Below are 14,755 nucleotides of genomic sequence, written 5' to 3'. Positions count from 1 at the left end.
TTTGATAAGAATATTTTATTATGAAAACTTCTTGAAAATCAATGTTGCATTATGGCCACCAAAACCAAAAGCATTGCTCAGAGCGTAATTGATGGTTTTCTCTTTAGCCTCTCCAAAAACAATATTGATATCTCTGGGAATATTTTCATCTATGTTGTGAAGATTAATAGTTGGCGGGATAATTCCTGTCTCGATGGCTTTAATGGATAAAATCGCTTCGGCGGCTCCTGCTGCCCCCAGCAAATGCCCGGTCATCGACTTTGTTGCACTGATATCGAGGTTTTTACTTCCTTTAAATAATTTGTTTATTCCGTTCAATTCCACAAGATCTCCCATCGGGGTTGAGGTTGCGTGAGGGTTAATGTAATCAATATCTTCCGTGTTGATCTGAGCTTCCTTTAATGCAAGCTGCATGGCTTTAATGGCTCCGATACCGTCCGGATGAGGCGCGGTCATATGATAGGCGTCCGCAGTCATGGCAGCTCCCACAAGTTCTGCATAAATTTTTGCGCCTCTTGCTTTTGCATGTTCATATTCTTCAAGAATTAAAGCACCTGCTCCTTCTCCCATAACAAAACCATCTCTGTCTGCATCGTAAGGCCGGCTTGCAGTTGCAAAATCATCATTTCTTGTAGACATTGCTTTCATAATGGAAAATCCTCCGATGGAAGCTGGTGTAATGGCTGCTTCGGATCCTCCGCTCACAATAACTTTTGCTTTTCCAAGCCTGATATAATTAAAAGCATCCATCAATGCCGTATTCCCTGTAGCACATGCTGAAATCGTTGTATAGTTGATTCCTTGCAGTCCAAATTTCATTGAAATCATTCCTGAAGCCATATTGGCGATGAACTTCGGAACGAAAAAGGGGTTGAACCTTGGTGTCCCGTCGCCTGCCGCAAAATTCATGACTTCACTTTCAAAGGTCCACATTCCGCCTTGTCCGGTTCCCCAGATCACGCCGGTGTCAAAGGGATCCATATTTTCCAGTTCAAGCCCTGAATCTTTCAGCGCTTCAGCTGTTGAATACATGGCGTATTGTGAAAAAAGATCACTTCTTTTGATTTCGTTGTGCGTTAGATGAGCTTTAGGATCAAAATTTTTCACTTCGCAGGCAAAATGCACTTTAAATTTTTCCGTATCGAAATGAGTGATTTTGTTGGCCCCGCTTACTCCGTTGATGCTGTTTTTCCAGAATTCTCCTACGTTGTTTCCCAAAGGTGTTACTGCGCCGAGACCTGTAATGACTACTCTTTTCATTGATAGATATTTATCTTTTATTGGGTATGTATCATCAATCTATAAAACGATGATATTTTTAATTGTTTATTTTGAATAAATTGGAAGTTCCTCTTGCAATAATCCGTGATTTATCTGCATTCCAGATTTCACATTGTGCATTTATGAATTGCTTTCCTCTTTTAATGATTTTTGTTTCTGCAACAATAATATCATTTTCTTTGGCGGTAGAAAAATAATCAATGACATTATTGATGGTAGTTATGAAAGATTTTTCATTTAACGAAAACATAGTAGCGCCAATGATATCGTCGATAATTGCGGCTGTGATCCCACCATGGAGATTTCCCAGCGGGTTCAGCCATTCTTGCCGTATGGTGTATTGAAATTCCAATTTTCCTTCTTCTGCGGAAAGAATTACAGGATTCAGCCATTTCATAAAAGGGGATGGTGATTGGGTGAATTCTTTTCCTATAAACTGTTTTAATTGTGCAAGTCTGTCCATTATTTATTTTTCTAATATCATGGTAACGCCCTGTCCGCGGGCTGCACAAATGGAAATGAAACCTTTTCCGCTGCCCTTTTCATCTAAAAGTTTTGCCAGGGTGGCAATGATTCTTCCCCCTGTTGCCGCGAAAGGATGTGCGGCAGCAAGACTTCCGCCTTTCACGTTCAGTTTATTCCGGTCAATTTTTCCTAATGACTTTTCAAGTCCGAATTTTTTGGCCACATCATCGTTTTCCCAGATTTTTAATGTCGCTAAAACCTGCGCAGCAAACGCTTCATGAATTTCATAATAATCGAAATCTTCAAGGTTCATTCCTGCTTTTTTCAGCATTCTGTCGGCGGCAAAAACCGGAGCAAGCAATAAATTCTGCTTATTTTCCACGTATTCTATTCCTGCTACTTCAGCATATGTGATATAGGCCAGAACCGGAAGATTATTTTCTTTTGCCCATTCTTCACTGGCAAGTAAAATGGCAGAAGCGCCATCGGTAAACGGTGTGGAATTTCCCGCTGTTAAAGTTCCGTTTTGTTTATCAAAGGCGGGTTTCAACTGGGCCAGTTTTTCAAGGCTTGTGTCGCGGCGGAGATTGTTGTCTTTATCCAATCCGAAAGCAGGAGAGATCATATCATCGAAGAAACCTTCATCGTATGCTTTTGCCATATTCTGGTGGCTTTTAAATGCCAGTAGGTCCTGATCTTCACGGGAAATTTCATAATATTTTGCAGTAATTTCCGTATGTCCACCCATCACGAGCCCGGTTTTAGGTTCCTGTCCTTTGTATGGAACCGGCATCCAGTCTTTCAATTTCGGGTTTAATAATTGTTTGATTTTAGCGAAAACAGATTTTTCTTTATTAGCCTTTAGTAAAGCTTTTCTTAACCGGACGGAGGTTTCGAATGGAATATTGCTCATCGCTTCAACGCCACAGGCAATACCACTCTCGATCTGGCCTAAAGCAATTTTATTTCCAATATAAATTGCTGCTTCAATTCCTGTGTCACAGGCCTGTTGAAGGTCACATCCGGGAGTGGCGGGATCAAGAGCCGTTTCCATCACCGATTCCCGGATAAGGTTGCTTTCGGAAATATGTTTAATAACAGCGCCTCCGGCAACTTCTCCCAAAAGTTTTCCTTGAAGGTTGCAGCGGTCGATCAGCCCGTTCAGTGCGGCAGTCAGCAGATCCTGATTGCTCTTCTCCGTATAAGCAGTATTAATTCTGGCAAACGGGATTCTGTTGTATCCTACGATGGCCACTCTTTTTGTTTCCATAGGGTGATATTTATGATGGATGTATATTCAGTTCTTTGTTAATGATATGTAAAACTCTGTCTAATGCCTGGTTTAAAAATTTTTCTTCTCCGGTTGTTTTAGATAATAAGATTCCGCCTTCAATCAGCATAATAAAAAGGGATGCATATTCTTCCGAATCAGCATTGGCAGACAACTCTCCGCTTTTCTGACCTTCTATAATTACTTCCGAAATCTTGGAGATCCATTCTGTGAAAGATTGAGTTACCTGTTTTTTAAGTAAAGGAAAAGTATCGTCAGCTTCGGTGGCAGCGTTCATCAGCGGACAGCCTCCGTTTAAAAAAACCGACTGCCAGTTTTTTCTGTAGAATGCAACAAATGCATTTAACTTATCCATCGCAGAGGGAAATTCATCACCGAAAGACCGGGACATGCTTTGTTTTAAAAGACCGGCGTTGTATTTATATACTTCTAAAGCGACCTGATCTTTATTTTCAAAATTTCCATAGATACTTCCTTTTGTGAGCCCGGTAGTTGCTGTAATGTCTGAAAGCGATGTAGAGGTATATCCCTTGGTATTAAAAAGAGATGCCGTTTTTTCAATGATGAACTGTCTTGTTTTTTCAGCTTTAGACATTTAGATCAGAATTTTATACAAATATACAGAAAATATACCAATCGGTATATTTTAATTTATGATTAAATTTAAATAATATCTGTATAGTTTGTCAGCGTCAAATAGGATACAATTAAATTCTTTATTCATAATTTTTGGTTAAAGCCAAGGTATACTAAACAAAAGCGGGCTAAAGCCCGCTCCTATTGATTTTTAATCGCAGCAACTATGGGATCTTAATTTTCTAAAGTTGCATTTAGGGTAATTTCAAAATTAAATGCAGCGCTTACAGGGCATCCTTCTTCTGCAATTTTAGCATACTTCTGGAAATCTTCTTCTGAGATTCCTGGAACTTTTGCCGTTAAAGTAAGCTCTGATTTTGTAATTTTTCCTACACTAGGATCAAGGGTAATTACGGAAGTTGTTTTTAATTCTTCAGGGGTAAATCCTGCCTGGGAAAGTTCTGCGCTTAATTTCATGGTAAAACATCCTGCATGAGCTGCAGCCAGCAATTCTTCAGGATTTGTGCCTACTCCGTCCGCAAAACGGCTGTTGAATGAATATTGCGTTTCGTTTAAGGTTGTGCTTTGGGTAGTTAAATGTCCTTTACCTTCCTTGATGTTACCGTTCCAAACGGCTGTAGCGTTACGTCTCATAATACTTTAATTTTTTTATTGTTACTATTGTTTATTTTTGATGTTACAAAGATATGTTGAGTTTTTGTCTGAATAAATACATAAAAGACCCTAAATGTTGTACTTTTTTCCCGGCATGTAGTTTTTTTTGAAATTTGAAGGCGTGCTTCCCGTTTTGCCGGTGAAAAGACGGTTGAAATATGCCGGATCTTCATATCCCAAATCATAGGCAATTTCTTTTATGGTTTTATCGGTATAAATAAGAAGTCTTTTGGCTTCGAGAATTATTCTGTTGATGATTAGCTGATTGGGAGATTCTAGTTGTAGGCTTTTAAATTTATGAGTTAATGTTTTGGGAGCTATATGCAGAAGCTCTGCATATTCAGATACATTATGTTTTTCTCTGAAGTGAATTTCCAGAAGCCTGCTGAAATCACGGAAAATATCGACTTCATTACTGGGGACTTTTATAGATCCATTGTCAAGGTTCTGTTTTTTCCATTTTCTTGTAGCGCGGATGATGATCTGCTTCACATACGTCCGGATCATTTCTTCTGCGGAAGAATCTTTCCATTTAAGCTCATGTTCAATATTTTGAAAAAGCTGCTGAATGATAATATCTTCTTCGCGATCAAGCTCTACAAAAGGAATTTCGAAAATATTATGAAATAAAAGTCCGTCACAAGCAACTTCTTTATCATGGATTTGGATACAGTAAAAATCACGATTATAGTATAATAATTTCGCCTTTTCCTGCGCTTTTATAATTTTGACATGCTGATTCGTTAAGAAAAAAAGGCTGGGCTGAGTAATCTTAAAGTAATTAAAATCTACCGACATTTCATAGCTCGCCGGAATAAACATAATTTTAATATCATAACGAAACTTATTACCATTAATGGTTTCAAGGTTATTTTCCCAAAAATTTTCAATACCGAGTCTTTTATACTGATCTTCAAAAATAAGCGTTTGCGACATGATTTTACTTTACTTTAAAGATACAAAAAAGCATGGTTTCTTTTATTACGATTGAAACCATGCTATTAATTTAAGGTTAAATATTATAAAGATTAGAATGTTACATCCAGACCTACATAAAAATTGGCTTTCATGATAGGAGCGTAAACCATTCCGCCGTCAAAATAATTTCCGAAAGGATTTTTAAAATCGACAATCGCGTTGCTTTGTGAGTACGAAGTTAAGTTTTCGCCACCCAGGTAAGCTCTTATTTTCTGGTTGAAATTTCTTGAAATCTGTGCATTCAGAACACTGTATGATGGTGAATATGCTGCGAGCTGAAACTGTGAAGGATTGGATGAAGTATCCGGAAGCCTTTGTTTTCCTACGATATTTAAAGTCGTGTCAAAGCTCCAGAAGCCGCCTTTATCATTTTTATTGGTTGAATAGGCTGCATTTACAAAGCCTCTGTGTTTTGCCATAAAAGGAACTGCTCTTCTTCCGTTCAGGTAATCGGCCTGCACATCATAATATTTATAGGCAAATTTCAATTCAAAGTTTTTGAAAGGCATAAGATCCCACTGGGTCTGGAATGAGTTGGCAAAAGATTTTCCCTCAAGATTATAAAAGGTTAGCTGTTGAGGTGAGCGGTCAAGGTCTACCATCACCTGATCCTGAAAATCTGTCCTGAAAAAATCTGCAACAATGGAAGATTTTCTTCCGAATAATTTAAATTCCTGTTGAAGGCTTGCTCCATAATTCCAGGCAATCTCCGGTTTCAATCCGTAAATATTTCCTCCGTTTTCAAGAATCTGAATATTCCTGTTGGAGGCAAAATGCTGTTGGCTTTCCGCAAAAATATTTGCTGTTCTGAAGCCTCTTCCGGCAGACAGTCTTAAGATAGTCTGTGGAGTAATATCATATTTGAAATTCAATCTCGGGGTAAACTGTGTTCCCGCCAGATTATGAAAATCAATTCTTGCTCCTGCTACCAATGTATATTTTAATCCCGTTAAAGTATATTCTGCAAATGCTCCCGGAACGATTTCGTTTCTTTTAAAATTTTGCGTTAAATAGTTTTCGTCATATCCGTCATACATGAAGCTTGCACCGGCTTTGTATTTATGATTCGTGTTCCCAAGAATACTTTCAAAAATTAAATTTGAATAATAGGTATGTTGTTTTCCGGAATAATTTCTCAATCCGAAAAAGCTGTCCTGCTGATGAAAAGTATATTGATTCATCCAGCCAAGGCTCTGGTAAGGTTTCCCTTTAAAAACATAGCCTGTTTTGTTCCATACCTGAAATCTTGAAATATCGATGCCTACGCCGTAAAGAGATTGTTTGTCCTGTGGAATTTTTTTATCAAATCCTACCTGGCCTGCAGTTCTTTCATCTTTAATAAAATTAATTCCAAAATGAGAACCGAATCCCGATTTCTCCAGATCGTTGTAATTCAGTAAGTACGCGGCATTCAGCTGTGTGCCTTTCGGCCTGTCTAAAAAGCCGTCATCATTCATATCCGTATCACCGAAAGTTCCATTTCCGTGAAGGAGAAAAGTCTGTGACCATTTGTCGTTGATCTTGGAAACACTGGTGATGTTAGCTTCAGTTCTTCCGTTAAAATCTGCAAAAAGGTTTAGCGAAGTTTCAGGTTTTTCAGAATTTTTCAGTAATTCTGTATTGATTTGTCCTGTTATGCTTTCATAACCGTTTGTTACAGTGCTTCCTCCTTTTGTAAGCTGAATGCTTTCAATCCATCTTCCGGGAATAAAATTTAATCCGTAAGCGGAAGCAAGTCCCCTGATCTCCGGAAGCAATTCCTTGGTTAGGCTGGTGTATTTCTGATCCAGGCCCAACATTTTCAGCTGTTTGGTACCTGTTACCGCATTACTGAAAGAAACATCTACTGTTGCATTCGTTTCAAAACTTTCGGATAAATTACAGCACGCGGCTTTCAATAATTCTTTTTTATCGATATTAAAAATTAATCCGGCTTCTTTTTTATTAAGTGAAGTGGATGCTTTTGATGCTGTTACGGTAACGCCTTCAATGTTTTTTTCATGACTGTTTCCTGCATTATGGTTGTGAGCGGCTTCTGCAGTTTCTTCAGTATGGACTTTCGGATTGGTCTCTCCAAACGGAATTTCCCTATCGTATAAGCAGCATGACGGCAGATTTTTGTAGGTACTGTCATTGGCTTTATACTTTTCATTGTCGTGTCCCACTTCGGCAATCTTTTTTAATATGGCATCTGCTGAAGTTTTTTGGGAATTAAAGTTTAAAGCGACAGTTTGTTTTTCTGCATTCCATTCTGCAGAATCTGCTCCGGCATCTTTTGCTGCCTTTTCAATTCTTGCTTTGCAGGATTCGCAGTTTCCTTTTACATAAAATTCATTTTCGGACTTTGAATGCATGCGATGCTCTTCGGAAGTTTGTGTACTGTTTCTTTCGTAATGACAGCAGGCCGGAAGTGCTTGGTAAGAAGCTTCATCGGCCTGAAATTTTTCATTGTCATGCCCGGCTTTTGCAACTTCTTTTAAAATTTCGTTTGTGGAAACATTATCATCCGTTTCTACTGTTAAAATCTGTGAGTCTACAGAATAGTTTGCTGTTTTTGCCCCTGCTTTTTTTGCGGTTGTTTCAATTCTTTCTTTGCACAAGTTGCAGTTTCCTTTAACTTTAAACTGGTTTTTAGAAAGATGCTGTGCCAATACGAAAGGTGAACATAATAAGAATAGACCAAGAATAATCCTGGAAATATATAATTTCATTGTTGTTTAAGATTTAGATTAATTAAATTAATGTAGTCATTAACAATGTAATTGTCTAACCATCATTAATAGACTGATAACTTGTACATTGTTATTTCTTATTAATTAACCTAATTTCGGGGGGTGCCAGATTTCTCTCAGACGACCAGACAGATAAGGGTCGGAGTACTGGAAATTTAGATTTTTGTTGGATTTATAATATGAAATATCCAGTTTAAGACTTCTGGAAAAAGGTGTTTCTATAAAGCTGTAACACATTGCACAATAGGAGCAGCAATCATCATTACAAGAACTTTTCTGTTTATTGCTGTGATTTTCTTTAGAATGTTCTGTATGCTGTTTTTTACAGCATGAGTTTTTCGAAGATTCTTTGCAGCATGTTTCCTGCTTATTCTGAGCATAAAAGTTATCCTTAGGAATCAGGAAAATTCCTAAACAAAAAACAATTGTTATGATCTGAATGAGTTTCATCAATGCAAAAATACAAAAATTATGGTAAAGGATCACCAACTTTTACGCTGCAATTATGCCAGGCTTCTCCATGAGCCGGGTTTAAAGCGGGTTTTGGACCTGTCGGTGCGGGCGTAGGCGCAGGAGCAGGCGTATTTTGGGCAATGTTCTGCGGTACGGGTTGAGGGGCGGCAGGTTTGCTGTTTAATGGCTGTCCTACGGGAATATCACATCTGTGGCCCGGTTCACCGTGCGGCGGATTCATTCCTTTTGCTGTTTTAATATTTTGAGCTTTTCCATTTTCCACAGAGAATTTTCCGGGCTGTAAAGAATTGGGATCAATCTGGATGGCTTGTGCCTGATTAGTTGTTGCTGTCGCAGCCTGTGCAGGTTTACTGTTCAGAGGCTGTCCTACAGGAATGTCGCATCTGTGGCCCGGCTGTCCGTGAGGAGGATTCATTCCGGGAGCTGTAACTGCTGCTGCTGCAGAAGGGGTTTGTGCAGGCTGGATTCCGGCCTGGTCCAGCAATGAAGCTTTGGGAGCCTGATTTGCCGTCATGGCAGGCTGCTGAACACCGGCTTCTTCTTTAATGTAAGTAGCCCTTTCGTCTTTTTTACAAGAAACTGTTACTATAGAAATAGCAATTACGCTAAAAATTATATTCTTCATATAAAAACAAAATTAGCAAAACATTTTGAATTGTTTTGCTAATTTATATTTATCATAAGGATTTTTATAATTAATTTTTAACCAAAAGCCTGAATCCTTCACCATGTACGTTGATGATTTCCAATCCTTCATCATCTTTCAGCAGCTTACGTAATTTTGCAATATAAACATCCATACTTCTTGCTGTAAAGTAGTTCTCTTTTTTCCAGATTTTTCTTAGCGCAAGATCTCTTGGCATAAAATCATTTCTGTGAATGCACAGAAGTTTCAGCAGTTCGTTTTCTTTAGGGGAAAGCTTATATTCATTGTCTCCCACTCTCAGCTGTCTCAGCATGGAATCAAAGAAGATGTTACTGATTTTGAATTGTTCCTGTTCTTCATTTTCCAGCGTTGAACTTCTCTGAAGGATCGCTTTTATTTTATACAGAAGCAACTCCGTATCAAAAGGTTTGGTGATATAATCATCTGCTCCCAGCTGGTATCCTTTCAGGATGTCTTCCCTCATATTTCTTGCTGTCAGGAAAATAATAGGTGTATTTTTATCAATTTTTTTTACGTCTTCAGCTAGTGAAAATCCGTCTTTCTTAGGCATCATCACATCGAAAATACAGATGTCGAATTCATTTTCGGTGAACTCTTTTAATCCCTGCTCTCCATCTGTGGCCAGAGTAACTTCAAAGTTATTGATGGTTAAATAATCTTTCAGTACTGCCCCGAAACTCTGGTCGTCTTCTACTAATAATATTCTGTTGCTCATAGTTTGACTTATTAATGTTTAACAACTGGAATGAACATGTCACTCTCTCCTTATATTTGTTTATTTGGTTGATTTTTATTTAATTCATCGGCAGCTTAATGGTAAATATGCTACCTTTTCCTTTTTGGGAATCTACCAGGATCTGACCTTTATGAAGTTCTACAATCTTTTTCACGTAAGAAAGTCCTAACCCCTGTCCTTTTACATTATGAATATTTCCTGTTTCTTCTCTGAAGAATTTTTCGAAAATTTTCGTTTTATTCTGGGTTTCCATTCCCATTCCTTTGTCTGAAACTTCTATCACATACCAATGTCCTTCATTTCTTGTTTTTATAGAAATTTCGGGTGCTTCGGGAGAATACTTATTGGCATTATCCAGAAGATTTACCAGCATATTGGAAATGTGAAATTCATCAATTTTAAAATTATATTCCGTTGCATTGAATTCCTGGATCAGTGTTCCGTTTCTTTGCTGAATAATGAGATTAAAAGATTCTGTCGTCCTTTTAATGAGCTCTCTTACATTGGTTTCTTTTAAGAACAGCTTTACTTCATTTCGTTCAAGCTTTGACATGTTTAATACATTCTCCACCTGTTTTTTCATTCGCAGGTTTTCCTGTTTTATCAGTTCGGAATAGTATTTTACCTTATCCGGATTGGTTGCAATTTTATCATTTGCCAGAGAGTCGGTAGCTACGGAAATGGTTGCCAACGGCGTTTTAAACTCATGAGACATATTGTTGATAAAATCCGTTTTTACTTCTGCCAGTTTTTTCTGTCTCATCATATAATTGATGGAGATAATGTAAATTCCCAGAATCGTAAGCAAAGACAGGAAAGTTCCAAGCAGCATCGGCCAGTTGTTCATTGCCAGTGAATATTCCTTTTTAGGAAAAACCAGCGCCAGCGTATATAATGTTCTTTCTTTAGAATCTGTAAATAATGGATAGCTGTACGTATTATTGTTATTTTTTTCCTTGTACAGTTTGTTGGCAACACTCGTAAGCCTATTGCTTTTATCGATAATTCCATATCCGAAAGTCGCCGAAATTCCTCTTATCCTCAATTCTTTGGTAATCACGGAATCCAATGTTTTTTCATCTACTCTTTTAGTAATCGGCAGGTTATTACCACTTACTTTCACAAATTCTTTCATGGCATAATCACCATTTTCAATATCACGGTTGATATCTGCGGTGAGAAGCTCGCGGTTAGTAGTATCTCTTTTTATTTTGTAGGATGCTTCATCTGAATACAGTTTGGTGAGATTCAGGGAGTCTCCTTTTGGCGAAATGGGAAGCTGGTTCTTTTCAATAATACTTTTGGAGTAGACAATTTGTCTCTGTGTTCCGGAATCTTCTACCTGCTGTATGGTGGTAAGAGAAGGCTGATTATTGTTAGCAAGAATGGTATTTCTGAAATCTTTATTTTCAACATTCAGGTACTTATCCACTTCAGCCTCACCAATAATTTTTGATGTATTTTCCAGTGCAGAGTAAACTTTGGAAGAAAAATCCTGATCCAATGCACCATAGTATCTTTTCAGCCAATAAAACTGGAGCGTGACGAATACAATCAGTGAAATCGTCATAAACACCGATATTATTGGGATGAATTTATTATTCATTACTTAATAAATTTAAAAAACAGAATGTTAAAATTAAATATTTTATGAGTTCATAAACAAAAAACGAGCCATAAAATTGTGTAATTTTTCTTAAAAATGCGTTTTTTAACATTTATTTATAAATTTTTAATTCTTTATCATAGAAAAAGAGTGTTCTCTAAATAAAAACTAGATTTGTATCTATAAAATATTAATATGAAATCTGAAATCATTTTTAACAGAGATCCGGAATCTGCCAGTATTTATGTCATGAAAATGTATAATGCTGAAGTTTCTGTAATTTGGGATTTTTTCACGAAATCCGAATTGCTTGATCAATGGTGGGCTCCAAAACCATGGCAATGTGAAACAAAAACTCACGAATTTAAAAAAGGGGGAACATGGCTGTATTCAATGCTAGGTCCTGAAGGAGAAAGGCATTATGCTAAAGTAAAGTACGGAGAAATAACGGAACACAGGAGCTTCGACGGGACAGACTTTTTCTGCGATGAAAACGGAAATGCAAACCCGGATTTTCCAGAAACAAAATGGCTGTTCGGATTTACAGGAGTGGAAGAGGGTACGAAAGTAACGGTAAATATTCATTTTGCATCTGAACAAGCGATGAACCAGCTTTTGGAGATGGGATTTGAACAAGGTTTCAAAGCGGGTTTAAATCAATTGGAAAGTATTCTCAGTAGTTATGATATTTAAATATTAATAAGAGCGGACTTTAGTCCGTTTTTTAATGTAAAATTTCACAGGCTTTAATCAAAATTAAAGCACAAAAAATGGAAAGTATTTACTTTCCATTTTTTATTTCATTTTAATTTAAACAATTTCTTCATCCTGAAAATACTGAATGATCGCTTTTTTCATTAAAAGCTGCTGTTCATTCGGTTTCAGCTCGGGAAGATCTTCCAGTTTTTCAAAATGGGGATAGCCGTCATCATCGTAGTGAGAAAATTTATAGTATCCGAAAGGTTCCAGTAATCTGCATACTGCGATATGAATGAGATTCACCTTGTCGTCTTTTGTATATTTCTGCTGACCGCTGCCCAGTTCCTGAAGGCCAATCAGGAACAGATACGTTTCTATCGGTGCATTCTTTTCCGTATCAAAATTTTCAACGAAAAATTGTTCTATTTTCTGCCAGTATTCTGCTTCGTTAATCATTTTTGTTTTCTAATTTTAATAAAAACGCATATTCTAAAGCGTCTTCCTTTAAAGATTCAAATCTTCCGCTTGCTCCGCCGTGGCCTGCGCTCATGTCGGTCTTGAAAATGAGAATGTTATTGTCGGTTTTAAGCTCACGTAACTTTGCAGTCCATTTCGCGGGTTCCCAGTATTGTACCTGAGAATCATGCAAGCCTGTTGTAATCAGTACATTTGGGTATTCTTTCGCTTCTATATTATCGTAAGGTGAATATTCCTTCATGTATTGATAGTATTCTTCATCGTTTGGATTTCCCCATTCATCATATTCCCCAGTCGTTAATGGAATGGTTTCGTCCAACATGGTGGTAACCACGTCCACAAAAGGAACCTGAGCAACAATACCGTTGAATAGAGATGGCTCGTAATTCATAACCGCACCTACAAGCAAACCTCCCGCACTTCCGCCCATCGCGTACAAATGTTTCGCAGACGTATAATTTTCTTTCACTAAAAATTTGGCGGCATCAATAAAATCGAAGAATGTATTTTTTTTGAATAGCATTTTCCCTTCCTCGTACCACTCTCTTCCAAGGTATTCTCCGCCTCTGATATGAGCAATGGCATAAATAAAACCTCTATCTAAAATTGACAGCCTCACATTCGAAAAACTTGCGTCTACGGTATGTCCATAACTTCCGTAACCATACAAAAGTAAAGGAGTATCCGCAGATTTTTTTGTGTCTTTATGATAAACCAAAGAAATCGGAACTTTTGAATTTCCGTCTCTTGAGTCTGCCCAGATTCGTTCGGAGATATAATTTTCTGCAAGGAATTTTCCGCCCAAAACTTCCTGTTGCTTAAGAAGTTTGGTGGTTTTTTCCTTCATATTATATTCATATGTTGAGCTTGGTTGCGTCAAGGAAGTATAGCCATAGCGTAATACTTCTGTGTCAAATTCAAGATTCACTCCGATATAGGCCGTATATGTTGGATCTGAAAAAGGCAGATAATGAGATTCCTGCGTTTTTTCATCAATGATCTTAATCTGCAGGAGTCCTTGTTCTCTTTCTTCCAGAACAAGATAGTTTTTAAAAATCTCGAAACCTTCGAGGAGAACTTCCGGGCGGTGAGGAATAACATCAACCCAGTTTTCTATGCCGCAGTTGCTGATCTTTGTTTTTACGATTTTAAAATTAAATGCATCGTCAGCATTAGTGATGATATAAAATTCGTCTTCATAGTGCTCCACAGAATATTCCAGGTCGTCGATTCTCGGTTGAATAATTGTCCAGTCTGCAAAAACGTTATCCGAAGGAATAAATCGATGTTCGTCCGAAATGGTGCTGGAGCTTGCGATAAAAATATATTCTAAAGATTTTGTTTTAAAAACATTCACATCAAAAGTATCATCTTTTTCATGGAAAATTAAAACATCTTCTGAAGTATCCGTTCCAAGTTTATGCCTGAATACCTGAAAAGCTCTTAAGCTTTCATCTTTTCTGATATAAAAAACATGTTCATTATCATTGGTCCAGACTGCTTTTCCAGTGGTATTTTCAATTTTATCCGAAAGGATTTTGCCTGTTTTTAAATCTTTAAAATTGATGCTGTAAATTCTACGGCTTACATTGTCCGTTGAAAAGGAAGCGAGTTCATTATTCGGAGAAACGGCAACGCTTCCCACTTCGAAATAGCTTTCGCCCTCCGCCAGAATATTAACATCAAGAATTATTTCTTCATTGTTGTCTAAGCTTTTCTGCTTTCTGCAGAAAATAGGATATTCTTTTCCTTCTTCATAACGAACAATATACCAGTACCCGTTGAAAAAATAAGGTAATGATTCATCATCTTTTTTGTAACGGGCTTTCATTTCTTCAAAAAGTTGTTCCTGCAGTGGTTCCGTATCTTTCATGACGAAATCAGCGTAGGCATTTTCTTCTTCAAGGTATTTTATGACCTCCGGATTTTCCCTTTCATTAAGCCAGAAATAATTGTCAATTCTTTTATCACTGTGTGTTTCAAGGATTTTTTCTATTTTTTTTGCCTTTGGAGCTTCCATTCAATATTAATTCTTGTTCAAATTTAGTTAAAAAAAAACCATCTTTTCTGTATGAAAAGACGGTTGCTTTATATTTTA

General features: G+C 37.4%; 14 protein-coding genes. 1 reads left to right on the top strand and 13 read right to left on the bottom strand.

Annotated elements, in window-relative coordinates; translation table 11 throughout:
* Positions 1-18: 18 nt before the first annotated feature.
* The 11 genes from fabF to ODE14_RS13255 form a co-directional block, all read right to left on the bottom strand.
* Positions 19-1,260, bottom strand: a complete 1,242-nt coding sequence (fabF, locus tag ODE14_RS13305) for a beta-ketoacyl-ACP synthase II (RefSeq protein WP_248389645.1) — start codon at positions 1,258-1,260, stop codon at positions 19-21.
* Positions 1,261-1,318: 58 nt separating this feature from the next.
* Positions 1,319-1,744 (bottom strand): PaaI family thioesterase, encoded by a 426-nt coding sequence (locus ODE14_RS13300; protein ID WP_263601773.1) that lies wholly within the window; start codon positions 1,742-1,744, stop codon positions 1,319-1,321.
* A 3-nt stretch (positions 1,745-1,747) separates the two neighbouring features.
* Complete coding sequence (locus tag ODE14_RS13295) at positions 1,748-3,016, bottom strand: acetyl-CoA C-acetyltransferase (RefSeq protein ID WP_263601772.1); 1,269 nt, start codon at positions 3,014-3,016, stop codon at positions 1,748-1,750.
* Between the two features lie 10 nt (positions 3,017-3,026).
* Positions 3,027-3,632, bottom strand: a complete 606-nt coding sequence (locus ODE14_RS13290) for a TetR/AcrR family transcriptional regulator (protein ID WP_263601771.1) — start codon at positions 3,630-3,632, stop codon at positions 3,027-3,029.
* A gap of 215 nt (positions 3,633-3,847) precedes the next feature.
* The gene (locus tag ODE14_RS13285; protein WP_263601770.1) at positions 3,848-4,267 is read right to left on the bottom strand and encodes an OsmC family protein; all 420 of its coding nucleotides are present in this window, start codon (positions 4,265-4,267) and stop codon (positions 3,848-3,850) included.
* Between the two features lie 90 nt (positions 4,268-4,357).
* On the bottom strand, positions 4,358-5,224 hold the full coding sequence (locus ODE14_RS13280) for a helix-turn-helix domain-containing protein (RefSeq protein WP_263601769.1): 867 nt from the start codon (positions 5,222-5,224) through the stop codon (positions 4,358-4,360).
* Positions 5,225-5,316: 92 nt separating this feature from the next.
* On the bottom strand, positions 5,317-7,977 hold the full coding sequence (locus ODE14_RS13275; protein ID WP_263601768.1) for a TonB-dependent receptor domain-containing protein: 2,661 nt from the start codon (positions 7,975-7,977) through the stop codon (positions 5,317-5,319).
* A 105-nt stretch (positions 7,978-8,082) separates the two neighbouring features.
* Entirely contained in the window at positions 8,083-8,448 is a 366-nt protein-coding gene (locus tag ODE14_RS13270) for a hypothetical protein (RefSeq protein WP_263603843.1), read from the bottom strand.
* A 19-nt stretch (positions 8,449-8,467) separates the two neighbouring features.
* On the bottom strand, positions 8,468-9,097 hold the full coding sequence (locus ODE14_RS13265) for a hypothetical protein (RefSeq protein WP_263601767.1): 630 nt from the start codon (positions 9,095-9,097) through the stop codon (positions 8,468-8,470).
* A 70-nt stretch (positions 9,098-9,167) separates the two neighbouring features.
* Entirely contained in the window at positions 9,168-9,854 is a 687-nt protein-coding gene (locus tag ODE14_RS13260) for a response regulator transcription factor (protein ID WP_027380477.1), read from the bottom strand.
* Positions 9,855-9,933: 79 nt separating this feature from the next.
* Positions 9,934-11,481: a sensor histidine kinase gene (locus tag ODE14_RS13255; protein WP_263601766.1), complete on the bottom strand. Its 1,548-nt coding sequence runs from the start codon at positions 11,479-11,481 to the stop codon at positions 9,934-9,936.
* 195 nt (positions 11,482-11,676) lie between these two features.
* On the opposite strand from ODE14_RS13255, the gene ODE14_RS13250 reads away from it, so the two are divergent.
* A complete protein-coding gene (locus ODE14_RS13250) occupies positions 11,677-12,174 on the top strand; it encodes an SRPBCC family protein (RefSeq protein WP_263601765.1) in 498 nt (165 codons plus the stop codon).
* A 117-nt stretch (positions 12,175-12,291) separates the two neighbouring features.
* On the opposite strand, the gene ODE14_RS13245 is transcribed toward ODE14_RS13250, so the two are convergent.
* Positions 12,292-12,636, bottom strand: a complete 345-nt coding sequence (locus ODE14_RS13245; protein WP_248389692.1) for a hypothetical protein — start codon at positions 12,634-12,636, stop codon at positions 12,292-12,294.
* Positions 12,629-14,677 carry a S9 family peptidase gene (locus ODE14_RS13240; RefSeq protein ID WP_248389695.1) on the bottom strand — a complete coding sequence of 683 codons (2,049 nt, stop codon included), beginning with the start codon at positions 14,675-14,677 and terminating at the stop codon, positions 12,629-12,631. The genes ODE14_RS13245 and ODE14_RS13240 overlap by 8 nt, the downstream gene beginning before the upstream one ends.
* Positions 14,678-14,755 lie beyond the last annotated feature (78 nt).

Source organism: Chryseobacterium sp. PET-29 (assembly GCF_025736815.1).
GTDB lineage: Bacteria > Bacteroidota > Bacteroidia > Flavobacteriales > Weeksellaceae > Chryseobacterium > Chryseobacterium nepalense.
The sequence above is the reverse complement of the archived record's forward strand: the minus strand, read 5'-3'. Positions and strand labels throughout refer to the sequence as shown.

Bases quoted from the DNA above. Each gene is read 5' to 3' on its own strand.
- ODE14_RS13245 (WP_248389692.1), bottom strand. From the start codon at position 12,636: ATGATTAACGAAGCAGAATACTGGCAGAAAATAGAACAATTTTTCGTT.
- ODE14_RS13295 (WP_263601772.1), bottom strand. From the start codon at position 3,016: ATGGAAACAAAAAGAGTGGCCATCGTAGGATACAACAGAATCCCGTTT.
- ODE14_RS13290 (WP_263601771.1), bottom strand. From the start codon at position 3,632: ATGTCTAAAGCTGAAAAAACAAGACAGTTCATCATTGAAAAAACGGCA.
- ODE14_RS13265 (WP_263601767.1), bottom strand. From the start codon at position 9,097: ATGAAGAATATAATTTTTAGCGTAATTGCTATTTCTATAGTAACAGTT.
- ODE14_RS13255 (WP_263601766.1), bottom strand. From the start codon at position 11,481: ATGAATAATAAATTCATCCCAATAATATCGGTGTTTATGACGATTTCA.
- ODE14_RS13270 (WP_263603843.1), bottom strand. From the start codon at position 8,448: ATGAAACTCATTCAGATCATAACAATTGTTTTTTGTTTAGGAATTTTC.
- ODE14_RS13260 (WP_027380477.1), bottom strand. From the start codon at position 9,854: ATGAGCAACAGAATATTATTAGTAGAAGACGACCAGAGTTTCGGGGCA.
- ODE14_RS13240 (WP_248389695.1), bottom strand. From the start codon at position 14,677: ATGGAAGCTCCAAAGGCAAAAAAAATAGAAAAAATCCTTGAAACACAC.
- ODE14_RS13275 (WP_263601768.1), bottom strand. From the start codon at position 7,977: ATGAAATTATATATTTCCAGGATTATTCTTGGTCTATTCTTATTATGT.
- ODE14_RS13250 (WP_263601765.1), top strand. From the start codon at position 11,677: ATGAAATCTGAAATCATTTTTAACAGAGATCCGGAATCTGCCAGTATT.
- fabF (WP_248389645.1), bottom strand. From the start codon at position 1,260: ATGAAAAGAGTAGTCATTACAGGTCTCGGCGCAGTAACACCTTTGGGA.
- ODE14_RS13300 (WP_263601773.1), bottom strand. From the start codon at position 1,744: ATGGACAGACTTGCACAATTAAAACAGTTTATAGGAAAAGAATTCACC.
- ODE14_RS13285 (WP_263601770.1), bottom strand. From the start codon at position 4,267: ATGAGACGTAACGCTACAGCCGTTTGGAACGGTAACATCAAGGAAGGT.
- ODE14_RS13280 (WP_263601769.1), bottom strand. From the start codon at position 5,224: ATGTCGCAAACGCTTATTTTTGAAGATCAGTATAAAAGACTCGGTATT.